This window comes from Paludibaculum fermentans (genome assembly GCF_015277775.1).
In the GTDB taxonomy this organism is placed as follows: Bacteria; Acidobacteriota; Terriglobia; order Bryobacterales; family Bryobacteraceae; genus Paludibaculum; species Paludibaculum fermentans.
Window position 1 is genome coordinate 6338500 of the sequence record NZ_CP063849.1, and the last position, 25676, is coordinate 6364175.

General features: G+C 60.5%; 14 protein-coding genes and 1 tRNA gene. 11 read left to right on the forward strand and 4 right to left on the reverse strand.

Annotated elements, in window-relative coordinates; all coding sequences use genetic code 11:
• The first annotated feature begins 110 nt into the window (after nt 1-110).
• The 4 genes from IRI77_RS24975 to IRI77_RS24990 all read left to right on the forward strand — a co-directional run bounded on the left by IRI77_RS24975 (nt 111) and on the right by IRI77_RS24990 (nt 8411).
• Nucleotides 111-3737, forward strand: a complete 3627-nt coding sequence (locus tag IRI77_RS24975) for a DUF7948 domain-containing protein (RefSeq protein ID WP_194447717.1) — start codon at nt 111-113, stop codon at nt 3735-3737.
• Nucleotides 3734-6142 (forward strand): SBBP repeat-containing protein, encoded by a 2409-nt coding sequence (locus tag IRI77_RS24980; protein WP_194447718.1) that lies wholly within the window; start codon nt 3734-3736, stop codon nt 6140-6142. The genes IRI77_RS24975 and IRI77_RS24980 overlap by 4 nt, the downstream gene beginning before the upstream one ends.
• 66 nt (nt 6143-6208) lie before the next feature.
• Nucleotides 6209-7126, forward strand: coding sequence for a bifunctional helix-turn-helix transcriptional regulator/GNAT family N-acetyltransferase (locus IRI77_RS24985; RefSeq protein ID WP_194447719.1), 918 nt, complete (start codon nt 6209-6211; stop codon nt 7124-7126).
• Nucleotides 7127-7427: 301 nt separating this feature from the next.
• Nucleotides 7428-8411 carry a replication protein RepA gene (locus tag IRI77_RS24990; RefSeq protein ID WP_194453786.1) on the forward strand — a complete coding sequence of 328 codons (984 nt, stop codon included), beginning with the start codon at nt 7428-7430 and terminating at the stop codon, nt 8409-8411.
• Between the two features lie 188 nt (nt 8412-8599).
• Here IRI77_RS24990 and IRI77_RS24995 read toward each other — a convergent pair whose 3' ends face one another.
• Entirely contained in the window at nt 8600-10486 is a 1887-nt protein-coding gene (locus IRI77_RS24995; RefSeq protein ID WP_194447720.1) for a sigma 54-interacting transcriptional regulator, read from the reverse strand.
• Nucleotides 10487-10559: 73 nt separating this feature from the next.
• Between IRI77_RS24995 and IRI77_RS25000 the strand changes: the two genes are divergently transcribed.
• Together IRI77_RS25000 and IRI77_RS25005 are read left to right on the forward strand one after the other, a co-directional pair.
• Nucleotides 10560-13454, forward strand: coding sequence for a serine/threonine-protein kinase (locus IRI77_RS25000; protein ID WP_194447721.1), 2895 nt, complete (start codon nt 10560-10562; stop codon nt 13452-13454).
• Entirely contained in the window at nt 13451-13921 is a 471-nt protein-coding gene (locus IRI77_RS25005) for a hypothetical protein (protein WP_194447722.1), read from the forward strand. The genes IRI77_RS25000 and IRI77_RS25005 overlap by 4 nt, the downstream gene beginning before the upstream one ends.
• A gap of 576 nt (nt 13922-14497) precedes the next feature.
• Here the strand turns inward: IRI77_RS25005 and IRI77_RS25010 are convergent.
• Nucleotides 14498-15319: a hypothetical protein gene (locus tag IRI77_RS25010; protein WP_194447723.1), complete on the reverse strand. Its 822-nt coding sequence runs from the start codon at nt 15317-15319 to the stop codon at nt 14498-14500.
• 402 nt (nt 15320-15721) lie between these two features.
• Between IRI77_RS25010 and IRI77_RS25015 the strand changes: the two genes are divergently transcribed.
• From IRI77_RS25015 to IRI77_RS25030, 4 genes are read left to right on the forward strand one after another with little or no spacing between them, the layout of a single operon-like run.
• The gene (locus IRI77_RS25015) at nt 15722-17275 is read left to right on the forward strand and encodes a hypothetical protein (protein ID WP_194447724.1); all 1554 of its coding nucleotides are present in this window, start codon (nt 15722-15724) and stop codon (nt 17273-17275) included.
• Between the two features lie 36 nt (nt 17276-17311).
• The gene (locus IRI77_RS25020) at nt 17312-18298 is read left to right on the forward strand and encodes a 3-oxoacyl-ACP synthase III family protein (protein WP_194447725.1); all 987 of its coding nucleotides are present in this window, start codon (nt 17312-17314) and stop codon (nt 18296-18298) included.
• A 13-nt stretch (nt 18299-18311) separates the two neighbouring features.
• The gene (locus IRI77_RS25025; RefSeq protein ID WP_194447726.1) at nt 18312-19232 is read left to right on the forward strand and encodes a hypothetical protein; all 921 of its coding nucleotides are present in this window, start codon (nt 18312-18314) and stop codon (nt 19230-19232) included.
• Nucleotides 19233-19269: 37 nt separating this feature from the next.
• Nucleotides 19270-20787, forward strand: coding sequence for an HAL/PAL/TAL family ammonia-lyase (locus IRI77_RS25030; protein ID WP_194447727.1), 1518 nt, complete (start codon nt 19270-19272; stop codon nt 20785-20787).
• A 771-nt stretch (nt 20788-21558) separates the two neighbouring features.
• Here the strand turns inward: IRI77_RS25030 and IRI77_RS25035 are convergent.
• Both IRI77_RS25035 and IRI77_RS25040 read right to left on the reverse strand, forming a co-directional pair.
• Nucleotides 21559-21635 (reverse strand) — tRNA-Val (locus IRI77_RS25035).
• A gap of 38 nt (nt 21636-21673) precedes the next feature.
• The gene (locus IRI77_RS25040) at nt 21674-22693 is read right to left on the reverse strand and encodes a ThiF family adenylyltransferase (RefSeq protein WP_194447728.1); all 1020 of its coding nucleotides are present in this window, start codon (nt 22691-22693) and stop codon (nt 21674-21676) included.
• A gap of 42 nt (nt 22694-22735) precedes the next feature.
• Between IRI77_RS25040 and IRI77_RS25045 the strand changes: the two genes are divergently transcribed.
• Entirely contained in the window at nt 22736-25672 is a 2937-nt protein-coding gene (locus IRI77_RS25045) for an outer membrane protein assembly factor (protein ID WP_194447729.1), read from the forward strand.
• Nucleotides 25673-25676: the final 4 nt, after the last annotated feature.

Sequence of the window (25676 nt, forward strand, 5' to 3'; positions counted from 1 at the left end):
CCGCGAGCCAGGACAGTTAGCGAACCAACATTGAGGGCGGTTTGCCTGAGCCCTCCTGAACCGGATGGAAGCGGTTTTTTGCCGCTTTGTTCCAATTACTATGGAACAGAATGCGAATTGGGTCATGCTGCTCGATAGTGTTGTGCGTACTGGTGTGCGGATTCCCGGTTGCCGCTGAGCCGGGGTCGAAGGGTTCGTCCCGCTCTTCCCTCTTGCCGTTAGCGTTTGAGCCTGAGCCCCACCAGGTGGGCGGAGCCTCCGGATTCGTCACGCGCGCGGGTGAACAGGTGATTCGGGTTTCCGGTTGGGAGCTGGAGATCAATTCAGGGGTGAAGGAGCCCGTTCGCATCCAGTTTGCAGGCGCCCGGCGGACGGCACGGCCTGAAGCGCTGCAGCCTCTGCCCGGCAAAGTGAACTACCTGTTGGGGGTGGATCGAGCGAAGTGGCGCACGAATGTGCCCACCTGGCAACGCGTCCGTTATCGCGACGTGTATCCGGGCATCGATCTCGAATACTACGGAAACCAGCGAAACGTCGAGTACGATCTGGTGCTGCAGCCCGGGGCGGATCCGAAACAACTGCGGATTCGGGTTGATGGGGCTTCGTCGACGCGGGTGTCCAAATCAGGCGACCTGCTGATCGGGACAGAGCACGGCGAGATGGTCCAGCACCGTCCGGTGGTCTACCAGGAATATGGCGGAGCGAGAAGGCCGGTGAAGGCGGAGTACCGGCGTGTGGCCAACCACGAGTATGCATTTGCGGTGAGTGACTATGATGCGCGCCGGAAGCTGGTCATCGACCCCGTGGTGACCTTCACGGCGTCGTTCGGCACGTCGGGCGCGACGCCCGTGGCTGTGGGGCGGGATGCGCAGGGGAATGCGTATCTTTCAGGGAACACGAGCTCGAGCTCATTCCCGCTGACGCCCGGAGCCTACCAGACGGTTTCCGGTTTTCGACTCACCGGCTTCGTCACCAAGCTGAACCCGGGCGGGGATGTGATGCTGTATTCCACCTACGTGAGCGGGCGCATAGACGGGATGGCTGTGGATGCGGCCGGACACGCGTACGTGACGGGCAGGCTCCAGGATCGATCCGCGCCGGGCTATGCCGGCTGCGGCCCGGAGCCGAACGGATTCGTGGTGAAGTTGGGCCGGCGCGGGGATTCGGCGGAGTATGCGTCCTGTCTTCCGGAAATGACGCCCACCGCCATCGCGTTGGACGAAACAGGGGCCGCGTATGTGGCCGGCTCTACCACCTCGCCGCGACTGGCTGTGACGCCGGGTGCGGCGCAAGCGCGATCCGGGAATGGGGCGACCCTGGGGTCGGATGGATTTGCCGGGAAGCTGAAAGCGGACGGTCAGCAGTTCGAGTACCTGACGTATCTCGGCGGAAGTGCCGATGACGCGATCCAGGCCATTGCCGTCGACAAAGCCGGGCAAGCTTACGTGACAGGCTGGACCAAGTCGCCTGACTTTCCCGTGGCGCAGGCCCGGCAGTGGGAACCTGGCGGCGGGGTGTTGATGCGAAGCGAGGATGCCGCTGCCAACTGGCGGAGAGCGGAGAGCGGCTTGCCGGTGGCACCGTCGCTCCTGGTAGCTCACCCTAACGCGGCGGGTGTGGTGCTGGCGGTTCTCCAGGATCCCGGCGACGGAATCTACCGGTTGTATAAGACGGTGGATGGCGGTGCGGCCTGGTTTCCGTATGCGCCCATTCCGGTCCAGCCGGCGGCCGTTCTCTTCGACACCAAGGACGATTCCATCCTCTATCTGGTTGCCGCGGGCACACTCTACAGAACCACGAACGGCGGCGCGAACTGGCAGCCGATCCGGCTGCCGAACTCGAGTGCGGACGTGAGCCTGACAGCCGGCCGGCAGGGCTCTACTCTTTACTTCCTGGCGCTGGGTACGCTGTGGCGCAGCCGGGACGCCGGAGATACGTGGTCCGCCCTGAATGCCCTGGGGCATGGCGTGAATCAGGTGGCGGTGGATGCGGTGAACGAGCAGGGTTTGTACGTGCTTGGCGGCGACACTTTGCTCAAGAGCGCAGATAGCGGTACGACCTGGGCTGAGGTTGGCAAGGATGCGCGCATCGCGGGTTCAAAGCTGCTGGTTGCGGCCGGAAATCCATCGATCCTTTACGCGTCCGGCGCGTCGACTTACCTCAGTGAGGACGGCGGGAAGAACTGGACACTGGCGCTGAATGCCGGGGTTTCCGCCATCGACTCAGGGGATCCTCATACGGCGTACCAGATCACCTCGCAGGGCCTCTACCGGATCCGGTTCGAGGGGGGCGCGGCCACTTCGAGCCTTGTGCTGTCCGGCAAGATACGGTCGCTGCAAATGGACGCAGGCACTTCGTCCCGTGTGTATGTATCGGCGCCGCCCGCATGGGATGCGTTTCTGACCAAGATCAACTCTGACGGCTCGGCTTGGGTTTATTCCACCTATTTCGGAGGGACCGGGTTCGATGTGGGCCGGTCGCTGGCCGTGGATGTGGATGGGAACGTGACGATGGTTGGCTCGACAAACTCGACGAACCTGCCTACGACCGAATCCGGGCCGCAGAGAATTTTCGGCGGTGCTCTTTCTGCGTGGAGCGAGGCGGGCGCTGACCTTGGTGCGGGCGCGGCTCCGGATGCGTTCGTGGCGCAGTTTGACAGCTCAGGCCAGACTCTGCGGTTCGGCACGTATCTGGGTGGGACGCTGCAGGAGGACGGCCTGGGTGTCACGATGGACTGGCAAGGCACGATCTACGCGATGGGCACGGCGCGATCAGCGGAGTTCCCTTTCAGCGCGGATAGTGCAAAGCCACGCGGAGAGCCCGGACTGGCCGGGAGCATCGCCGGGACATTCCTGGCGCGTATCGACGGATCGGAACCAGCGATGGACTACCGCGGGTACTTCGAGAACTTTGCATCGGCTCTTGCCGTGGATGCGGCGGATCAGGTGCTGTTGGCCAGCTTGACACGGACCTTCGAACAGGGCCAGGCCACGTCCGCGGAGGACCTCGAGTTCAAGATCATTCGATTCGGAGAGAGCCTGGTGCGGCCCCAGGTGGCCACCGGCGGTCTGGTGGATCCATTTACGCAGCGGACAGGGCGAGCGGTGCCGGGCTCAGTGCAATGGCTTTCCGGATCGCATCTGGCGTCCGGTACGGCCGAGGCGGCCGGTACACCACTGCCGCTGGAACTGTTGGGAACCCGTGTGCTGATAGATGGGCGGCCGGCTCCGCTGCTGAAGGTGGGTCCGGAGAGGATCGAGTTCCAGGTGCCGTACGAGACGCCGGCGGACACGGTGGTCGAAATCGTAGTGCGCACTGCGGAGGGCGACAGCCTGCCGGCGGCGTTGCGGATCCTGAAAGCGGCGCCGAACGTCCGGGTGGATCTGGAGACGGCGCGCGCGGTGGCGACGAACGAGGACGGCAGCGTGAATGGGCCGGAACATCCCGCGGCGGCAGGGTCGGTTGTGACGGTGTCTCTGACGGGTGTGGGGCCGCTGGAGAATGGTCCGGTGACGGGTGAGGCGGCGGCGGGCAAAGCACGGGCTGTGTTGCCGTCCAGTGTGAGGATCGGCAAGAAGGATGGAGCGGTGGTGTACCTGGGCGCGGCTCCCGGGCAGGTGGGCGTGGGGCAGGCGGAGATCCGGATTCCGATGCTGGTTTCCAGCGAGTACCCGATGGTGTTGACGGTGGGCGGTGTGGCCGGCAACCGTTGTCTGATTTCGGTGGTGGCGCAATGAAGACGTCGAGCGTTCTGGGGGCGGCCTGGCTGGCGGCCACGATGGCGGCGGGTATGCTGCCGGGCCAGCAGGAGGCGCAGTTCCATTACTTCCTGGGAAAAGATCCGGCGCAATGGCGGCGCGGAGAGACGCTGAGATTGAGGAACCGGGACCGGATCCGGGCGGCCTCCCTGAGTTACTCCACCTTCCTCGGTGGCGGGTCGAACGAGCACGCGTCGGCCGTGGTGACCGATGACCAGGGGAACATCTACATGACCGGCTACACCATGTCGGCCGACTTTCCGGTAACGGAAGACGCCTATCAGGGTTCGCTGGGCTATAGCGGTTACAGCACGGACGCGTTTGTCGCCAAGTTCGATGCGAATGGCCGGCTGGTGTACTGCACGTTTCTGGGCGGCGCCTCCGATGACAAGGCCAACGCGATCGCTGTGGACCGGTATGGCAATGCGTACATCACGGGGAGCACGATTTCGCGGGATTTTCCCACGACGGAAGGCGCGATTGTCACAACATTGGGGACTGCCGCCGGCGCGGCAGCCGGGGTCTTCGTCACGAAGCTGAATGCCGCGGGCAACTCGATACTCTACTCGACGCTGTTGGCCCGCGGGGTTGCCTCAGACAGCGGCAACGCGATCGCCGTGGACGCGGCGGGCTACGCATTGGTGGCCGGCAAGACTTCGGCCGTTCAGCTTCGCGTGACAACCGGCGCGATGGCGGCCTTGGGTACGGGCAGCGGTTTCCTGGTGAAGCTGAATCCGGCGGGCTCACGTTTTGTCTTCGTCACTTCCATGTCGAGGCTGACCGATCAGGTCAATGCCTTGACGACGGACCGGGACGGGAATGTGTATGTCACGGGCAGCACCAATGACCTCGAGCCGCGCGACGGCGGCGCCCAGAGATCGAATGCCGGGCGGACCCTGTTTCTCACCTCGGACGCCGGAGCGCACTGGGCGCTGCCCGGGCCCGGACTGGAGGACATGCGTGTGGCGAGCGTGACTTTTGATCCGCGGAATGCCGCAGTGGTCTATGCTGCCGGGACCAGGGGGCTGTTCCGCAGCACCGATGGCGGCGGCTCGTGGTCCCTTTTCTATAGCGGAGAGAATATTGCGAAGGTTGTGCTGGATCCCAGCGACTCAAGCCATATGGTGGTCTTTGCATTTACTTCCGTAGTGTTCCGGTATACCCAGCTGAGCAGCAGGGACGGTGGCCTGAGTTGGACGTCTCAGGTGACGAACTTCGGAGACATGGTGTGCGACCCGGCGGATGCCCGGAGGTGCTCAGCAGGGGGCAGCGCGGGCTTCTACTTCAGCGCGGACGGCGGCGACACGTGGGGGATGACGACGATCGTTGGCGAAAACAACTTCTCCGCTCCGGTGATCGATCGGGGCAACCCCGGCACATTGTATTCGACGAACAACCACGGAGTTTGGCGCAGCCAGAACTTCGGCGTAACGTGGTCCTCAGTGAACCGTGCAGTCCCGATCGCCGGGCTGGTGGTCCACCCTGACGGCAATGGTGTGCTGTACGGGGCTTATGCCTCTTTCCTGCTGAAGAGCGTGGATGGCGGAGTGAACTGGACACAGATCGGCTATGCCCTGAGTTCGAGATTGTTCTTCGATCCGGTGGATCGCAGGACCCTTTACCAGGCGGGTTCGCAAGGGCTGCTTCGCAGTACGGACGATGGCAGGAGTTTTGAAGCGGTGGCCTCCCAGCCGCTGAATTCCAATGTCTTCGGGCTGGAGTTCGCACCCAACCAACCCGGCGTCTGGTTTGCCCTGAGCGGTGCCGCCACCGACGCCTTCCTCACCAAGGTGAGCGCTGACGGAAGTACTCAGTTGTTCTCCACTTACTTCGGCGGCGCCAGCGCCGACACCGCCAACCGGATCGCCTTGGATGGGAGTGGCAATATCTACATCGCGGGTTCCACGAATTCGAGCGATTTGAATGGGGCAGTGAATGCGTATGGCGGCGGCCGGGGCGATGCCTTTGTGGCGAAGTTCAGCGCCGACGGATCGCGACTGCTTTATTCACGGCTGGTGGGCGGGCAGGACTTTGAAAGCGGGTTGGGCCTGGCTGTGGATGCGGCGGGGCGCGCGGTGCTGACCGGCGCCACCTACTCGGCCGACTTTCCCCGGACCGTGGACGCCCTGCCTGGCGCGGCGTCCGGCCTCTATTCCATCGGCTACTACCTGCAACTGGATCCGGATGGAGCCGTGGTCTCCGCGTCCTATCTGGGCGGACCGAACGAGGACAGCGCCACGGCGGCGGCGATCTCCACCAGTGGCAAGGTGTGTATTGTCGGTGACACCAACTCGCCCGAGATGGCCACGACACCGGGCGCGGCGCAGCCGGTGCGGAACGGATTCGCCGACACGTTTTTGATGATCCTGGATCTGGTGCGGTGAAGGCGCGGAGAGTCTCGCGGGCAAAGTCATTGCCAAAAGCAACTACTTTCAGGTAGCCTGTTGTCGATGGCCAACGGCGCTATATCGAGCACGCAGGCAGACCAGATTGCCGTGGTCCGCGACTTCAATCGTTTCTATACGGCGCGATTGGGGTTGCTGCGGAAACGGCACCTGGACGGAGAGTTTTCGCTGACGGAGGCCCGGATCCTTTACGAGATCGGGACCACTCCGCGGACTACCGCCGCGACGTTGCGTGGCAGGCTGGGGCTCGATGCCGGCTACCTCAGCCGCTTGCTCGCGCTGCTGACGAAGCGGAAGCTGATCCGTCAAACGGCGTCCAGGGAAGATGGGCGCGAGAAGCTGCTCACGCTGGCAGCAGCGGGTGAGGCGGCGGTGGCCCGGCTCAATGAACAATCCTCGCTCCAGATCAGCGACCTGCTCGCGGGCCTCGGCGCCGAAGAGCGCGGACTGCTGGTGCAGTCGTTGTCCAAGGTTCGCTCGCTTCTCAGCCAGAGCGACGAAGAGCCCGTGCAGGTGGTACGGCTGACGGAGTCCAGTGAGGATGCGATCGGCCTGCTGCACGAGTATTACGAAGCCGTCCATGTGGTGCGGCGCGACACTCCACGGAGCATTGAGAAGATGATCCATGGCGCCTCGTCGGGCCTCTGGCTGGCGTATCTCGAAGGCGAGGCGGTCGGCTGTGTAGCGCTGAAGAGTCTGCCTTCCATTGCCTCCGCCGTCGAATGCAAACGGCTTTACGTGCGGCCTTCGGCGCGCGGACGCCACATCGCCGAAAAGCTGTTGGATGCGCAGGAGGAGTTTGCCCGTAGCCAGGGCCTGCAATGGATCTACCTGGACAGCTATGACGACCTCAAGGCGGCCATCGCCCTATACCGGAAACGGGGCTACGTCGCCTGCGAGCGCTACAACGACAATCCGCAGGCAACGGTGTTTCTCCGGAAGTACATCGGGGCTGGCCGGTAGCCATCGCCGTGATGCCCACCGGGCTGAGGGCACATCGAATCTGGCGGGGTGGTGGGCGGTGAGGGACTTGAACCCCCGACTTCCTGCTTGTAAGGGATCAGCGCCCCTTCCAATGGCTCCTTGACATACGTCTGAATCTCAATATTTACAATAACTTGGGGAATCTGCTTCTTCGCTCGAGACAACCCAAGTGGAATCAACAGGTCGAGTTTTGGCGCAGTTCTGACACAGCGAGGTCGGTCAGATCGTTCCGATGGAACTCGTCCTGGGTATTGAGGGTCCAGGCGTGGAACTTCACTCGATGCGCGACCGGAGCTCGCGCGGTCCGAACAGTCCAAGAGACGGTGGGTTCGAGCGGGTTGGGGAAGCTCTGCGGCTGGGATATCCCGAACTACTTGTCTCCAAGCGACGGCTCCGGCAGGTAGAGTCCATCCAGTTGGTTCGAGAACGACGGGAGACCGAGACTCAGAATCTCGGATTCTCGTCGCGCCCCTTTGTTCTCTGTGGGCTGCCGGTGAAGCGCCCTCCCACGGGGTGCCTCCTCCATGAGCGCCGCAATGGACGGTTCGTCCTCCAGGTGACCGGGCATCCGAGCTATGGATTGCCCTGGGGGCAGGACCGACTGATTCCCATCTTCTTGGCGACCCTCGCGATTCGACAAAAGTCACCACGGATCCAATTCAGTAGCGCAGCGCAGATGCTTGACGCCTTCGGGCTTCAGCAAGGGGGCTCACAGTACCGCCGGCTAATTGCCTCATTCCAGAGGATCTTTGGTGCAACGATCTTCTTCGGCACAGACACGCAACTTGAACGTACAGCCGTCGTCCACTGCGCCCGGTTCAACTTCATGACTGAGGCGAGGATCTGGTACTCGAGGTACTCCAATGAGCAGCTGCTGCCTGGGGACTGCCAGAACGTGATCCTGCTGAGCGATCAGTTCTATCGAGAGATTCTGGACCACCCGATTCCCACAGATCTAGACGCAGCCAAAGCTCTGTCTTCCTGTCCGGCGGCTCTGGACCTGTTCATGTGGCTTTCCTATCGCTGCTTTACGGCAACGCGGCAAGAATGGATACCTCTTTTCGGGCGCTTCGGTCTGGCGAGCCAGTTGGGGAGTGCCGAATACGCGCGGCCGCGCAAGTTCAGGGAGAAGTTGGAGGGCTGGCTCGGAATTGTTCGAGCGATGTGGCCGATGTGTCCGGCGGTCATTGACGAGCATGGGACGGGACTGATGCTGGATCGTGCATATGCGGTTTCGCCGAAAGATCAAGCGCGGCCTGCGTGAGGTCTACTAGGCTTGTGAGGCCCAAGAGTCCTGAATTATGACATAGGTCAGTTGCCTATCGGGTTTCGGCATTGAACCGCAGTGCTTCCCGGGGACCGTGAAACCGGCCGCCCCTCATCCGCACTGCATCGAAGCGGCCAATCTCCGTGCAGGTCGGGGGTAACTTTTCCTTCGCGTGACGGCCCCTATTACTCTCGGTTTGCCTTCAGCCCGTATGCACGAAGCAGGCGGTGTAGGTACTTCACGTTGATGCCGAGTCGAGCCGCTGCCTGCGTGTAGTTTCCTGAAGCAGCTTCCATGGCACTTGTGAGTAGCTGCCGTTTTGACTGCAAGACGCCGGAGTGGTAACCGGTGGCGGCCATGATCCCGGCCGGTATCACGCCGGCAATCTCGTCCGGCAGATCTTCGAACTCGATCCAGTCGCTCTGTCCGAGCACGACCGCGCGCTCAACCGTGTTCTGGAGTTCACGGACATTGCCCGGCCATGTGTACTGAAGGAGAGCGGCGCGCGCGGCGGATGAGAAGCCTCTGATGAGACGCCCCGCCTTGCGGGCGAAGCGCTCGAGAAAGAGATCGGCCAGAACCAGAATATCCTTCTCCCTGTCGCGGAGCGCAGGCATTCGCAGCGCCACCACATTCAGTCGGTAATACAGGTCATCACGGAACTTTCCCTGTTCTACGAGTTCTGCGAGATCGCGATTGGTAGCGGCCACCAAACGAAAATCGACTTTGATTGGCCTCGACCCTCCGACTCTCTCGAGCTCCTTTTCCTGCAGCGCACGAAGGAGTTTGGACTGCGAGGGAGCCGGCAGTTCGCCGATTTCGTCTAGGAACAGCGTTCCACCGTCCGCAAGCTCCAGTTTCCCGCGTTTCTGCGAGATCGCGCCCGTGAAAGCACCACGTTCGTGGCCAAATAGTTCACTTTCCAGTAAGTTCTCGGCAATGGCGGCGCAATTGACGGCCACCCAGGCCTCCTTCCGGCGCGGGCTGTTCGCATGGATCGCCCGTGCAGCCAGTTCCTTGCCCGTGCCGCTCTCCCCCAACAGCAGCACTGTCGCATCGGATGGCGCAGCTCTCAGGATTGAGTCATAGATCTTCCGCATCTTCGGGCTGTCGCCAGTCATGTTCAAGGTCTGCCCAAGATCGGAACGCAGCCGACGAACTTCACTATCGAGCCGTTCAATCCGGAGCGCACTCTCCAGGGGTTGCGAGGCCATGCCCGCGATCGCCGCCAGCAGGGTCACCTCTGCTTGGCCGAATAGGCAGGAAGGGTCGGAAGTCTCCAGGTAGATCAAGCCGAGCGGGCGTCCCGCGATGAGCAGCGGCGCGGCAGCGATGGAGGCTATGCGCGTGGAGCGAATGCTTGCCGCGCCATCGAGTCGTGGATCTGAACCCGGAGCACCGGCGAAGGCGCATTTGTCATCCATCACCATGCGGATCAACGTACGACTTACGCGAATGTCAGCGGGCTCAGTCCCCCCTATGCCACGTTCCCAGCCATAGCTGGCGACAGGGGTCTCAGTGCCCGGGTCAAGAAGCAGAATCGCCGCGCGTTCAGGCGGCAGTAAGGACATGATTGATTCCAGCAATTGCCGCTGCAGCCCGTTGAGGCTCCGCCACGAATTCAGGGAAAGGCCAATTCTGGTCAGCAATTGGACACTCTGCTCAGCCGTGATAAGCGGCGTCGCTGTCGACCTGCCGCCCGTTTCCGCGACCGGGAGACGGATGGTGGCGAGCAGGTCCTGTCCTTCTTCGTCGATTGATACCCGGTCGGGCCCCTCGGTTTCCCCCCCCAGAAATAGAAACGCACTATCTCCGATCGATAGGTGGTCGCCAGCGACAAGTGCTCTCGCCATTATCCTTTCGCCATTGACGAAAGTTCCATTTGCACTGCTCAGATCTTCGACAATCCAGATCGAATCCTGGAAGCGCAAAAGGCAGTGCTGACGCGAGACGAGCAGATCTTCCAATTTGATGTGGTTCGACCCATCTCTGCCGAGTTGCACGAGCGGGATCGGCAGCGGCACCACGATTCCCTTCATGGGGCCCTGAATTCCAACCAGTCTGTCGTTCATCTAGATTGATTCCTACAAAAGATTAGGTTGAAAACCAACCGCTTTGAGTTATACTCATCAAACCTCGGGCTGCATGATCTCCCTGATTCAGACATTTCGAAGGTTAACACTGCGCATCGGCACTCGCACAGAGACCGCAGTGGACAGCCCGGTCTGTCGTGATCCGGCTGCGGCCGTCGAGGTGGAAGCCCTGGGTAAATGGGGCAATTTCGTCATTCGGGAGCAAATCGCGCAGGGCGCTTTTGGGCAAGTATATCGCGCATGGGATCCAGCGCTAGCCCGGGAAGTGGCGTTGAAGCTCTACCCGACAGTTGACAACACGCTCAGCTCAGAAGTCGTAGAGGAGGGCCGTATGTTGGCGCGACTGCGGCATCAGAACATCGCCACAGTCTACGGCGCGGCTATTCAAGACGGTCGTGTCGGACTTTGGATGGAGCTCATCAAGGGGCAGTCGCTGGCCGAACTGCTTGCCTCACAAGGACCGATGAGTTCCAGGGAAGCCGCAGTTATTGGAACTGACCTATGTCACGCATTGGCGACGGTTCACGCTGTGGGCCTGTTGCATCGTGACATTAAGGCTCAGAACCTGATGAGAGAAAGTGGCGGACGTATTGTCCTGATCGACTTCGGCCTCGGCGAGGACAGGAAGAAGGCGGACTTCAAGGGACAGGCCGAACTTGCCGGCACACCCTTCTATATGGCCCCAGAGCTCTTCGACGGGGAGCGCGCGAGTGTGCGCTCGGAGGTCTATTCCGTCGGCGTTCTGCTCTTCCATCTGGTATCTGGCCGTTTCCCGATTGAAGCTGACAACATCGACGAACTGCGGAACGCCCAACGGCTGCAGCTCGTTCAGGATCTGGCGGAGCTTCGGCCTGAGCTGCCCGCGGCGTTCGTATCACTGGTCCGGCGCGCAACGGCTCTTGATCCTACGGACCGATTTTCCAGTGTGGCTGAGCTCGCGCGACCTCTTCGAGACCTGCTCTCCGGTGAGAATCGTTTCGAGGCGGGACGTCTGCTGACCCGCCGAACCGCGATCCTCACAGCTGCCGCGGTCACGTCGGCGCTCGCCGGGATCACAGTTTGGCGTTCAAAATGGCAGGGAAGTCCGTTTCGCACCAACCCCGGCGAGGCCCTCCTGATCAGCCCAATAGAGAACCTAACGGGCGACGCAGAACTCGATGGATTCGGAACCGCGCTGCATCAGTTCGTTTCACAGTCCGGGTTCTTCAATCTCCTGGGGGCCGACGAGATCAACAGTTCCATTGAGCGGATGGACCGGACCAAATCAGAATCTTCTCATCCCGATGTTGCGCGGGAACTAGCGCTGCGCAACGGTGCCCATATCATCGTATTCGGAAACCTGTCCCGGATTGGAGATGAGTTTGCGCTCATGCTTCGGGTGGAGAAGCTCGGCGAAGACCCGAATGCTGTTGAATCGAAACGCGACACGCGCTGGAATGCGTCGGGGAAACGGGAATTGTTCGGGGTGATCCGGGACGCGGGCAATTGGATCCGCTCCGAGTGTGGTGAAGGCGCGGATAGCATTGCCGAACGGGAGCGCGCACCGGAGGATGTCACAACCAGTTCCTGGCAAGCGCTCAAGCTCTTCGGCGTGGCGGAGAGCCTCAAGATGGCAGACAGAGGAGAGGACGCGATTGGGATTCTGAAGCAGGCCGTGCAATTTGATCCAGAGTTCACTTTGGCATACATGCGAATTGGAGACATCCGCCTGGGTCAAGGCAACTATGATGAAGGTGAACAGTGGTGGGCGAAGGCGGTGGGCATTCTCGGGCGGCGCAGGCTTTCTGAGCGCGAGGATTTCCGCATCAAAGCAATGCTGGCTGGAGATTCCACGCAATATGCCGAGTGCGAACGCATTTATCGTGCCTATGTGGTTCGATTTCCAAACGACTGGTATGCCCATTGGCGGCATGGCAGCGTCCTGGATCACTTCGACTCCAGCAAGGAGGCCGCAGAGGAACTGAAGACCGCTGACCGGCTGCGCCCCAATACCTGGCGGATTCACGCTCAGCTCTGCGCTACCTATCTTGCCAATAGTGATTTCGGCTCGGCCATGTCTGCAGCCCAGACGCTCAGGAAGCTGAAGCAGCCGGAATGGGCTAAGTTGTATGAAGCGCCATGCGCTCTTCTCCGGGGAGACATCCCGGCGGCGGAGCGGCTATACCTGGAACTTTACCGGTCCGAGGCAGCACAACGTTTGGCCGTAGCGCCTATCCTGTTGGCAAGCTTCTATACCGAACTTGGCCGCCTCGAAGAGGCCATCCTGGTTCTGGACGAGAGCTTGAAGCGCGATCAAGGAGCCGTCGGGGTATCTGATATAGCCGCGCGAATGCTCTGCAAAGCCTGGATCGAACAATCCGCTGGGCGTTCCGGCGATGCCGTTCTCACGCTCCAGGCCGCGCTCGCCCGATCGGATTCCGCCGACACGCGCTTCAACGCAGGACTCCTGTACGCCCGACTCGGCCACATTTCCGAGGCTGAACGGCTGAAAGGCACTTTCAACCCCGCACACAGATTCCAGATCAACGCGGTTGCTCCGCATCGTCTGGCTGGGGAAATTGCATTGGCACGTGGAGCCTTCGAGCGGGCCTACAGCAGTTTCGAGGCCGCGGCCGCCCACGAACCGCCCGCACATCACAAAGAGCCGCTGGCGCGCGCTTATGCAAAGGCCGGCCGTTGGGGGCGAAGTATGGCTCTTTACGATTCGATGCTGAGCCGGCCCGGCAGAATCTGCCGTTACCTGGATCAGGAAGCGCCAGGCCTCTGGATGGATAGTACTTTGCAGCACGCTTGTGTTGCCGCAGAGGCGGGAAGTATTGAGGCTGCTCGCAAATCCGTTGGTCGTTATCGTGCGGTGCGTGGAAATAAGACCACAGTTTTGACCGATCAGCTGGCCCAACGACGAGCCGAAGAATTGATTCAATCTGACACAGAAAGGTTGCGATGATGAGTGACATAACAATAACTGGAAGCGACGCAGGCGGATCTGGCATCGATTCCTCCGCCAAGGCGGCGTTCCTATTGGCGCTGCTCGCAGATCCAGATGCCCTAAATGATCTAAAAATTCGATCAAAGTCCCAGGATGACACCCTTATGTCCGGAGCGTATATTTTCCAGGCATACAAGGGAACCCTCCCTCAAGACTGGGAGGAAAGTTATTATAATATCGCATTTGACGAAGTTAAGCTACTGTGGCTTGCAGTCCTTAACAAGCCCGGCCTTGTAGATGCGCTCGTCACCCTCTCAGGCGCGATTACCGGCTGTAACACGCGACCAGTCTGCAAGATGCTTGTGCGTGATTGTATTGTCCCAATGCTTGTAGGAGCCGGATTTGACTCCAAGATAAAAGAGGTCTACTATAATCGGGTTGAGCTGGCACATGGTCCATATCCCACAACAATCCGATCAAAATAACTGCATTGGCATAATGTCTTTGGTTCTGTAGGTAGCGCAGCCTACTTGCTCTAGCGATGACATTGGTCACTAGTAGTGTGAGGCGGGGCATCTGGGACGGGGTCAAGGAAAGTCAGCTACCTTGCCTATCGTGGCAATAATCTAAGGCAGCAACTCGTGCGGATCCTATTCTCCCTGGATGCCCTCCGCCAATTATTCCGTTTTCTTTCGGAGTCTTGATTACGCCACCAAGCCCCCAATCCTTTGATGGCGCAACCTACACCCACACTCTTAACCTCAATAGACTCGCGAACCTCGAATGGGGGTCAGACGGACGGGGGAGAGACGTGCTCCCTACAATTAGGCTTCGGCGCCGTTTTGTTTTCGCACCGGGATCGCGCCCGCACCACACCCAAGTAGGCCAAGACTTGCCTGTGGGAGGTGTGCCCTGCCTCGGACAGCCGTGCCGCAATCATGAAGTTAGTTGGGTTGGCGAGTTTGCGCGATCTCGACTGCACGTGGATGGCAGCGCTGGGTTGGACGACTGGCTTGCGCCTTGTGTGCGTCCCTGCGCGGTTGCGACTCGTCGAGACAAGCCTAAGTTGCGAAATTATGAGAGGACTTAGGCAAGGCATATCCGTCTGGAACGAAGTAGAAGGAATCTAGCCTTTGGCCTTTCTCCATGGGATTCTGGTAAGGGTCAGTAATGTATCGACCTCTTGATGTATCTCGGGTCGGAGGCGAGTCAATGTTCTTAGAAGACCAATATCCATCGCTGTCGAGCCTCGTGAAATGATATACACTCATTCCCTTTAGATACAGGGCGATATAATGACCGCGCCCAGAAGGGCGCATATCAACATCCCACGGGATAAGCTTGAATTCTTTCAAGCCACACTTATAACGCTCACCGGCATCACCCTGTTTACACTTGGAAGCGATGGAGCCTATCGGATTGATACTTCTATTTATCTTTAGGTTGAGAGCATAAACAAAGCAATTCGCACGGGGAAAACCTTTCCACTCGTCCGGCTCAAAATCAGGCGCACCGACAACGCTTTTCGGATATTCCGGCGAAAGAAGTCCTAGCAAGTCGACTCTCGTCGCTTTCAGGGATGTAAATATCTCCGACGGGGCCGAATGCAGGATGGCGCTTTCAAGGCCTGCCGCGATCCGGATGGTATCATCCTCGCTGGATAGGAATCCGAAGCGCAGGATGTAGGATTTTTGACCAAAATGGATCTTCAGTCCGTTATAGCCAAGACTCTTGCATCCACGGATCGGGGTACGGGCATACGAAGGCACACAGTTCGACAGTCGGAGTATTTCCTCCAGCCGAGAAAGATTGCCTTGTGACAGCTCCCACGAGACACCTGAGTAGAGGTTTTTGTCGAGTAATGCAGCGGTCCCTTTTTTCATAGTCAAATATCTTAGCACGATTTCTCTGTGCCATCGCAGGAAAATCAAGTAAAACCTCAAGTACTTGGTGCGTGCGCGTGCGACCTCCGAAGAAGAGCCTGTCTCGTATCTGATCGCGGCGTTTGGATAAAGCGACCACAGGGGCTTTGCGGGAGTATCCGCTCGAGCATCACTGGTATCTGTTTAGATACCACCACACTCGCCTTATGACCTGTAGCAGATTGAAAACAAACTGAAAGCGATTCGGCGCATCACCTGCACCAGTTGCTCCTGTAATCGGAGGGCCGAAGGTGATTGGATCTGCCCAATCGCAGGGCCGGTGCCAGTTCGGTACTGTGCCCAACACTCCTCCGATTGCCGGGACCACAACGGTACCCGAATCCGAACGCAGGAGCTGACGTCATGTTCAAACTGCTGTCCATTTCTGTGCTGACTCTCGTGCTGCCACTCGCGGCTCAACCCCGAGGTTCAGTAAACAACGGAAAGACAGGGACCAACCCAAACTGCAAAGGAAGAGACGTGTGCATTGATGCCGCCACGGGTGCCAGTTTCGGCGAGTCAATATTTCGGCGATACGACAACGTCACGATTCTTCTTTATAACAAGAACCCATTTTGTTGCACCTACAGACTCTCACAAAGTACTAAGGTCATCGGTGAATCAACTGCCCCGGACTTCCTCCGAACCTTCTTCCCAGTGGTCGCCAAAGAGGACGACAAGAAAGAGGCCACCGCTAGTCTCAACACCCTGAGAACGGAGATGCTGGAGGTGAAAGAACTACAAAGAGATGACCCCGGCAAGGCGCAGAAGTTGTTGAACCTCTATAAAGACACGACAGAACGACTGGAGGCAGCCAGCAGAGACGCATTCACCAACATGGAGAAGGCGGACGATGCAATGAGGACCTACACCGATCAGTTGGCGCTCCTTCGGCGACCTGATCTCGGGCAAACCGCAGCGACCTGCTCAGCGCGGATCGTGCAGAGGATGGCCGCCCATAACCTTTTGCCCCAATGCTCTCCTAACGTTCAGCCAGCTCCGCCGGTTGTGGACCTCCAAGTGAGCTGCGACAAATTGAACTCTGCTGTACGTGACATTGACTCAAACTATGGGCGTCTTAACAGCGAAATCAAGCAGTTACTAGGAGGCCCTGCAGTAACATCGCAACCAGAACAGACTGCTACCATTCGTGCGCTTACCGGATGGCAAGCGAAACTACCTAACGACCTCGCCGAAAGAAAGGCGGCGGCAGAGAAGCTACTAAAAGCGCTTGAGCGCACTCTAGCTAACTACAAAAAGGCGCATTCTGAGATGGTTGCCAATAGTCAGATCTTTGCCGCCTTTCTCAGCGACGAGACCTCGTTCGCCCAGGAGGCGACGATCTCACGCGACGACACCCATGGCCGGATGGTAACCGTCACTCTCGAGGTTGCCGCACCCGACGACAAAGGCAAGCTGGGCGACCTAACCAAGAAGCTGACGCTCAACATCCAGATGGGCTACCAAGTGATGACAGTGTCCGCCGGACTCGCCGGCTCGCCCATGAAGAAGGCCCAGTATAACGCCGTCACCACCACCGTCAAGGACGCCAATGGCCAATCCACTACCACGAACACCGTCGGCATTCAGTCGAATTCGCCCCGGCTGCTTCCCATGATTCAACTCAACGCCGACCTCTTCGATTTCTCGTCGCGTCGGTTGCCCGTGTCTCTCAACGCCAGTCTCGGGCTGACTGGCAAGGTCGACAACCAGGGCACCGATGTCGAGTTCCTTCTCGGTCCCTCGCTCGGATTTCTCGGAAATCAGCTCTTCGTCACTGTCGGCGCCTATGGCGGCCGCCAGCAGGTCCTCCAGGGCGGTCTGAGTGCCGGCAGCATAATCCCATCCACGACGGTACCGGTTGCCAAGAACCTCCAATGGGGTCTCGGCTGGTCCCTGACCTGGAAGATCAAGTAACCGCGGAACCTTTCCCTAACTCCACCACGAGGCCACATGCTCCGCGACTCTCGCTTTCACATCGCGGGCTGCGCATCCGCCCTGCCCCGGACCGCGGTCCCCAATGCCGTTCTCGCTCGCGAACTTGAAACCGATGAAGATTGGATCGAGTCGCGATGCGGAATCCGCAACCGATATCGCACCTCTCCTGAGGAGACAACGCTCTCCCTGGCTGTCAGCGCCGGCCGAGCTCTCCTTGACGAGCAGCCGGACTTCTGGCCGGATCTGCTGCTCTGCAGCACGTTCACGCCGGAGCACCTTCTTTGCCCGACGGCCCCAGCCATTGCGGAACAGCTCCGCCTGGGGCCCATCGGGGCCTTCGACCTCAACGCGGCCTGCACCGGAGCCGCGTTCGGGTTCCTAACGGCCTTCGGCTTTCTCGCCTCCGGACTGGCCAGCAAGGTCCTCCTGGTCGCGAGCGATACGCCCACCAAGTACCTGGCCCAAGATGATCGGAGCACGCGGATCCTGATGGGCGATGGAGCCGCGGCCGTAGCCCTGGAGCAAGGCGGCGCCGCCGGCTCCCGTGTGCTGAGCTGGCTGACCGGCAGCGATGGTTCAGGCGCTCAAAACTTCTTTGTGCCCCACGGTGGCTCCCGCTACCCGCAATCCATTCAGCATGGCGCGACCCGGAGTTTGGCGGTCCAGATGGACGGAAGGGCCATCTTCCGTTTTGCCGTCAGCGCGGGTGCTGCGATGCTGAAACGGCTCTGTGAGCTGGCTGGCGTCACCCCTGCAGAGGTGACCTGGGTGATTCCGCATCAAGCGAACCTGCGCATTCTCGACGCGCTCCAGCAGCAGTCCGGCATCCCACCCGACCGGTGGGTGATCAATATCGGGGCCGTGGGCAACACGGCCTCAGCGTCAATCCCAATCGCCCTGGCCGAGTGTATGGCCAGCGGGCAATTCCGTAAGGGCGATCTCGTTTTGATCGCTGGATTCGGAGCCGGTCTCACCTGGGCCGGCTTCCTACTGGAGTGGTGAGAGGAACAACTCGATGGTTCAGAAACAGACACAAGCCCGCACTGCGCGCGCTCCCTGGCGCAAGGCCGCGTTTGCCGCGATCTCCCTGCTTTACTTGTCGCTAATCTACGGCGCTCCAGCCCTCCTATTGAGTCTGCTACTTCGTGCCTGGCCGGGATCATTCTGGCGGTTGGGGTGTGCTTTCGCTGGTCCCGTCCTCTATAGTGTCGGATTCCTCGTAACGGCCGGCTGCTTGAGCCTGTACCACCAGCCCGCGATCGTGCCGGGGCGCTTCCCTCGCGACACCGCCCATCCAGTCTATTTCCACAGGCGGCTCTACGGACTCTGTTGGACCACATTGTTCTACTGCAAACCGGTCTATTCGCTCTGCCTGGCCGTACCCTTACTGAAACGACTGATGTTCCGCCTGTTCGGTTATCGCGGGGGCATGAACTTCACCGTGTATCCCGATAGCTGGATTCGAGATCTGCCGCTATTGCGTTTCGGCGACGGCGTCTATATCTCGAACCGCGCCACCTTGGGCACGAACATCGCACTGGCCAGCGGCCACATCCTGGTCGACCGCATCGAACTGGAGGACGGCGCGATGGTGGGCCACCTCGCCATGCTCGCCCCTGGAGTGCGGCTGGGCCGGCGAGCCGAGATTGCAGTTGGCTGTGCCATCGGAATTGGCTCCGTCATTGGCGACGGCGCCAAGGTGCTTCCGACCTGCACCGTCGAGCACGGTGTTGTGATGTCGGCTCGCGCCGTTGCGGGCACGATGAGCTACCTAGGCAACAAAGCCTTCATCGGGCAGGGTGTGCAACTGGCACCTGGCACGTTGCTGACACGTCGAAGCATCGTTACCAGCAGGCACGATGCTGACGCCTACATCTCTTCCACAACTCGAATTAGCGGCACGCTCGCTTCCGCGGAGGCTCTCGATGACGAATAGTGCGTTGTGTTCGGAACTGGGATCCGAGGAGGAGCCGATGCTCACTTTGACGGGCGAGCTGTTACGGCCAGACGAACTGTGGCGATTCTGCAGGGAGGCGGCTTCCGCGGAAAGCCTATCCATTGAACTGAGCCCCGCCGCCTGGTCTCGCATCGAAGCGGCGGGTGCGTTCGTCGACCGGTTAGTGGAGTCCGGTGAACGCATTTATGGCGTGAATACCGGCGTGGGCTTTCTACGGAACGTTGTCATTGATCGAGACCGGCTGTCGGAACTGCAGAAGAATCTGATCCGGTCGCATTGCTGTGGCGTGGGTGAGGAGCTGCCCCGTGCGCTCGTCCTAGCCATGTGGGTCATCGTACTGAACTCGGCTTGTCGCGGGCACCGGGGGCTGCGGCGACCAACGGTGGAGGCGGCGTTGAAACTACTACAGCATGGGATCTTGGGGTGCGTGCCAGCGCGCGGCAGCGTCGGCGCTTCCGGTGATCTGGCTCCTTCCGCGCACGCGGCCCTCGCCTTGATCGGGGAAGGGCCATGCACCGTGGTGCGTCAAGGAGAGACCCTTCGAATCCCGGCTGCACAGGCCCTCGCCGAAGAAGGCTTGCTACCTGCGGACCTCCAACCAAAGGAGGGACTCAGCCTCATGAACGGTACGCAGATGACGACGGCTATGGCGGTGTCCGTCTGGTCTGAGGCGAAGAATCTGCTGGAGACTGCCAATCTGGCGACGGCGCTCTCTCTCCTTGGTGTCAAGGGATTCCCATCCGTGTCGCCAGAGGAGCTATTGATTGCCCACGGCCACCCAGGAACCTTGGAGTGTGGGCGGATGATTCGGGAGTGGCTCCACGATCCCGTACGCCCGATTCACGAGCCGGATCATCAGCAGGATCCCTACTGCCTCCGCTGCGCGCCGCAAGTTCATGGCGCAGTCCTCGAAGAAGTGGAAGCTACGGAGACGATCCTGGTGAGGGAGTTGAACTCCTCGGCCGACAACCCCTTGGTCTTCGCAGATCTCGGCAAGGTAGCGCATGGCGGGAACTTCCATGCAATCCAGCCGGCACGCGTCTGTGATCGCCTGGCCTCAGCGCTGACGACGCTGGCCGCGATCTCGGAGCGACGCGTCAATCTTGCAATGAATGGCGACCGCACCGGCCTGCCGCATTTCCTGATCTCTGAGGGTGGACTGAACTCGGGCTTAATGATGGTGCAAACCACCGCGGCGGCTCTCGTAAGCGAGTGCCGGTCATTGAGCTTCCCTGCCAGCACAGACAGCATCCCCACGAACTGCGACCAGGAAGACCATGTGTCTATGGGACCCATTGCGGCGTTGAAGGCAATGCGAGTTGCTGAAAATGTCCGGTACGTGCTGGCCATAGAGCTCCTCACCGCCATCCAGGCGATCGACCTGCGGAAGGTGGAACATCTGCCGCCACGGACCGCGGCCGCCCACCGGATGCTGCGCGAATGTGCGGACTTTTTGGCTCAGGATCGGGTGAACTCGCACGACATCGAGGCCATTGCAGCCCTAATAGAGTCAGGCAAACTCTCTCGGTGCTAACGGGATCAGTGACGCTCCGGGGGCTGCATCAAAACCACGGCAATACCCATAAGAGCCCACCTAAGTCCAACCAGGTGACCGAGTGTTTATGCGCCTGATCCGGTTATTTTCACGCAGTGCAGGAGAGGCTGCGAAGTAGAATGAGCAGCACTGCATCTTGGCGGAGCTTGGCACTCTTGAATTGGGGTTGGCCCGCCGAATCGGAGTCTCCCGGACTCACTGGGCAGTGGAGCAATGGCGATTCCGGAGAGCGGCCCTCAAAAGCTGCCAACAGTCGGAGTCTGATAGACGGAAACTCACAGATTCGTTGGCGTCTTCCGGCGCTATTCCCATTCCAGACCGAATTGCAGGTTTGTGCCACAGGATCGAGTTCCATTTGCGTTGTGACACAGTGAACTACCGGATCCAGTGGTGGCAGAGGCATGTAGAAGGGCCAACTCGTCTGGAATCCGATCTTTGGGGTCGGAATCTGCAAGCGTCGATTGTTTGACCTCCTGCTATGAGGGCATGCGGTCGCGGGCAGGATTCCATGATCGACTGCACGGACAAAGCGAGGTCGGTTCGCGCGCCGTATTGCATTTATTCTATTGGCTTTACCCGCGGCTCTCATAGCATCAAAGCCACGGTCCAGAGCTTTTCTGTTGTCACAGTTGTAACGAGCAACGGCTGACAAACTGGCCCAAGCACCGTGTTTTTGAGGGGTTTTGACACAGTCCTGCTGTGCCCGGGAGAGAGCCTCGAACGACTAACAGGTGTAGAATCAACCAGTTATGGTGGGCGGTGAGGGACTTGAACCCCCGACTTCCTGCTTGTAAGGCAGGCGCTCTAACCAGCTGAGCTAACCGCCCGCAACTTTTATCTTACCGCGTACGGGCCCGGCGGCCAATCAGTTGCCGATGTAGCGGGAATACAGGCTGCGGGCCAGGCCTGGATCCTGCGTCCCCTTGATGATCGCCCGTCCGTCCGGGAAAATCGTCATCTCATACGGCTGCACGACAAAGCGGAGTGCGAAGCCGTTCGACCGGACCTGCCCCAACGGCGACAGGCTGGCGGCAAGCGCATCGAGGTCCAGCGGGCGGCGGCGGTCGTGGATCTGCACCGCGTTGCGGCCGCAGAGGCTGATGGGTACACGGTCTTCGCCGTGCAGATGGCGGCAGGTGCGCGCTCCTCCGCACGCGGGACAGGCGGGATCCGCTGAGGGCATGGCTACCTGGCGGATGACACCGGTCCAGGCATCGAAGGTCGAGATGCGGGGCTCCACTTCCTGGCCGCAGAGCAGGCGCAGGGCCAGCGAGACCTGCCAGGACGCCACCAGACTTGTGATGGTATTCAGCACACCGGCGGTGTCGCAGGTGGGTTGGGCTCCGCTGGGCGGTTCCGGGTAGATGCACTCGAAACAGGCGGATCGACCGGGCAGGATCGGCATGGCGAGGCCATAGGTCCCCACGGCTCCACCATAAATCCACGGTATGGCGCGGTCGACGGCGTAGTCGTTGAGCAGATACCGGGTTTCGAAGTTGTCGGTACCGTCCAGGATGAGCGAGGCGGGCTGCAACAGGTCGTGGATGTTGCCCGCGGTCAGGTCGTCCACCAGGGCCTCGGCTCGGACGCCGGAGTTGATCCGGCCAATGGCACGGGCGGCGGCCACCGCTTTGGGTAGAGCTTCGCGGGCATCGGCTTCCTCATAGAGCCATTGGCGCTGCAGGTTGCTGAGTTCGACGAAGTCGCGGTCAACCAGCAGGATGCGGCCGACGCCAGCGCGGGCCAGGGCGCCGGCGTGGAAGGCGCCCAGCGCTCCACAGCCGACGACGGCAACACAGGCGTCGAGCAGAAGCTGTTGGCCTGGTGCGCCGATGCCGGGCAAAAGGATCTGGCGGCTGTAGCGGTCGCGCTCGGAATCAGTCATCAGTCAAAATCGTAGCAACCAAGGCTGTTAAGATGACAGTGTGTGACTCAGCCTAGGCTCTGGACGGCATTGCTGACGTGTCTGTTGGCGGGTGCGGCTCCAATGTGGGGCGGTGAAGACCTGTCGCCTTTTTACGGCAAAACGATTGAGTCGATCCGGTTCGAGCCTGAGAAACAACCTCTTTCCAACGAACAACTTGCGCTGTTGATTGGGCTGAAGGCCGGCGACACGCTGGCCGAACTGCCACTCAGCAAGGCCATTGAACGGCTGTGGACGAGCGGCCGCTACGTTGATATTGTGGCCGAAGGCGAGGCGAAGGGCGCCGGAGTTGAGCTTACCTTCGTCACAACCTGGGCCTCCTTCGTCAGCCGCGTGACCGTTGAGGGTGTGCCCGAACCGCCCAATCCGGCTCAGTTGACCAACGCCACAAAGCTGGGTCTCGGCGACCCCTTCGAGGACAGCTTGCTGCCGGGCGCGGAGAGCAGCCTCCAGGATGTGCTGCGCAACAACGGCTTCTACACCGCGACGATCCGGCATGAGACCAGCTCGCGGCCCGAGACGGAGGAGACCGACATCCGGTTCTACATCCAGCCGGGTCCTCGCGCCAAACTGACCAGGCCGGTCTTTGAAGGTGAGCCGGCGATGAGCGAAAAAAAGCTTATCCGGCTGACGAACTTCCAGCGCTGGTACGGCTTGCGCGGCTGGAAAGACATGGACGGCCGGCGGGTGCAGCGCGCGGTGGAGAAGATGCGCGACGCGTATCTGAAGACAGAGCACCTGGAAGCCACCATCCGCATCGCCTCGGTAGACTACGATCCAAAATCCATCACCGTCACGCCGCACTTCCTGATTCATGCGGGCCCCAGCGTGTTCGTGAAGACGGAGGGAGCGAAGATTTCCAAGGGCCAGTTGCGCAGACTGCTGCCGATCTATCAGGAGCGCACGGTGGACCGCGAATTGCTTCTGGAAGGACAGATGAATCTGGAGCGCTACTTCGAGGCCCAGGGCTTCTACGACGCGAAGGTCACATACTCGCTGGCCGACCCGACGCCCGAAGGCGCGCAAACCATCCAGTTCCGCATCCAGAAGGGCCCACGGTACCGCCTGGTTCACTTGGATGTCGGCGGCAACAAGTACTTCGACCAACAGACCATCCGCGAGCGTCTGGGGATGATCCCAGCCCGTTTTCCGCGCTACCGCCGCGGCCAGTTCAGCCAGCAACTGATGGAACAGGATGAAGCCTCGATCCTGGATCTCTATCGCTCGAACGGCTTCCGCGATGCGGAAGTGAAGTCGGTCGTGGAACGCGGCTTCAAGGGGAAAGCGACTGACCTGGGCGTGACCCTGGCGATCACCGAAGGCGCCCAGTGGTTCGTCACGGACCTGGAATTGACTGGCGTCGATCTTCAACTTCTGGACGTCATCAAGGCATTTCTCGCCTCCACACCGGGGCAGCCCTACTCCGTGGCGAGCGTAGCCGCCGATCGGGACAACGTTCTCAATTGGTACTTCAACAACGGCTACCCGGACGCCACCTTCGACGCGTCGGTGGTGGTGGCCGACGAACCCAATCGAATCATCTTGAAATACGCCGTGACGGAAGGCCGCCGCAATTTTGTGCGCGACATCCTGGTCAGCGGCTTGAAGGCCACACGCCCGGACCTCGTGAACCATCGGTTGGCGGTGGCGCCAGGGCAGCCGCTGTCGCAGGGCAGCATCGTCGAGACACAGCGGCGGTTGTACGATCTCGGTATCTTCGCCAAGGTCGACGTCGCCGTTCAGAACCCGGACGGCCGTGAGCGCGACAAGTATGTCCTGCTGCAGGTGGAAGAGGCCAAGAAGTACTCGCTGAATCTCGGCTTCGGCGCCGAGTTCGGGCGCATCGGCGGCGGCAGCAATAGTTTCGATTCGCCGGCCGGAGCTTCCGGCTTCTCACCGCGAGGGCAGATCGGCCTGACGCGCTCGAACATCTTCGGGCTGGCGCATACCGCCAGCGCCACCATCCGAGTGTCCAGCATCCAGCAGCGCCTGTTGGCCAGCTACCTGGCTCCGCAGTTCCTGGGAAACGAGAATTTCAATCTCACCTTCAGTTCGCTGGTTGACCGTTCGCGTGACGTGCGCACCTACACTTCAAACCGTTCGGAGAGCTCGGTTCAGTTGGGCCAGAAGGTGAGCCGCGGCATTACGATGCAGTATCGTGCGACGGCGCGCTTTGTCTTCATCGACAGGAATTCCCTGAAGATTGACCCGACCCTGATTCCCATCTACTCTCAGCCGGTGAAGACGATCGCCGCCTCCGCTTCCTTCATCCAGGACCATCGTGACGATCCGCTGGACGCGCGCCGCGGCTTCTACAACACGCTGGACGCGGGCTATGCCGTGCCGTTCTCCGGAACAAGCACCAACTACTTCCGCCTGGTGGCGAAGAATTCGACCTACCATCCGCTGCGCCGTGAAGTCGTGATCGCCCGGACCACCTCGTTCGGCTGGCTGCACAACCTGGACAATGAACCCGTGCCGCTGCCCGAAAACTTCTATGCCGGCGGCGCCTCCACCCATCGCGGCTTCCCTGATAACCAGGCCGGCCCGCGCGATCTGGTTACCGGCTACCCCATCGGCGGGGCGGCTTTCCTGTTCTTCCAGCACGAACTGCGCTTCCCGCTGGTTGGCACCAATCTGACCGGCGTGCTCTTCCACGACATGGGCAACGTGTTCTCGTCCTTCGATAACATCTCGTTCCGCTACCGTCAGAAGAACCAGCAGGATTTCGACTACACAGTGCAGGCGATGGGCTTCGGCTTCCGCATCAAAACGCCGGTGGGCCCCCTGCGGCTGGATTTGGCCTATGCTCCGAACACTCCGCGATTCGTGGGTTTCGTGGGCAGCCGCGACGATCTGATCAACGGCACGGGGCAATATAACGTGCCGCAACGGGTGAGCCGCTTCCAGTGGCATTTCTCCATCGGGCAGGCCTTCTAACGCC

Bases quoted from the DNA above. Each gene is read 5' to 3' on its own strand.
- IRI77_RS24975 (WP_194447717.1), top strand. From the start codon at position 111: ATGCGAATTGGGTCATGCTGCTCGATAGTGTTGTGCGTACTGGTGTGC.
- IRI77_RS24980 (WP_194447718.1), top strand. From the start codon at position 3,734: ATGAAGACGTCGAGCGTTCTGGGGGCGGCCTGGCTGGCGGCCACGATG.
- IRI77_RS25025 (WP_194447726.1), top strand. From the start codon at position 18,312: ATGGTTCAGAAACAGACACAAGCCCGCACTGCGCGCGCTCCCTGGCGC.
- IRI77_RS25040 (WP_194447728.1), bottom strand. From the start codon at position 22,693: ATGACTGATTCCGAGCGCGACCGCTACAGCCGCCAGATCCTTTTGCCC.
- IRI77_RS25030 (WP_194447727.1), top strand. From the start codon at position 19,270: ATGCTCACTTTGACGGGCGAGCTGTTACGGCCAGACGAACTGTGGCGA.
- IRI77_RS25005 (WP_194447722.1), top strand. From the start codon at position 13,451: ATGATGAGTGACATAACAATAACTGGAAGCGACGCAGGCGGATCTGGC.
- IRI77_RS24985 (WP_194447719.1), top strand. From the start codon at position 6,209: ATGGCCAACGGCGCTATATCGAGCACGCAGGCAGACCAGATTGCCGTG.
- IRI77_RS25020 (WP_194447725.1), top strand. From the start codon at position 17,312: ATGCTCCGCGACTCTCGCTTTCACATCGCGGGCTGCGCATCCGCCCTG.
- IRI77_RS24995 (WP_194447720.1), bottom strand. From the start codon at position 10,486: ATGAACGACAGACTGGTTGGAATTCAGGGCCCCATGAAGGGAATCGTG.
- IRI77_RS25000 (WP_194447721.1), top strand. From the start codon at position 10,560: ATGATCTCCCTGATTCAGACATTTCGAAGGTTAACACTGCGCATCGGC.
- IRI77_RS25015 (WP_194447724.1), top strand. From the start codon at position 15,722: ATGTTCAAACTGCTGTCCATTTCTGTGCTGACTCTCGTGCTGCCACTC.
- IRI77_RS24990 (WP_194453786.1), top strand. From the start codon at position 7,428: ATGCGCGACCGGAGCTCGCGCGGTCCGAACAGTCCAAGAGACGGTGGG.
- IRI77_RS25010 (WP_194447723.1), bottom strand. From the start codon at position 15,319: ATGAAAAAAGGGACCGCTGCATTACTCGACAAAAACCTCTACTCAGGT.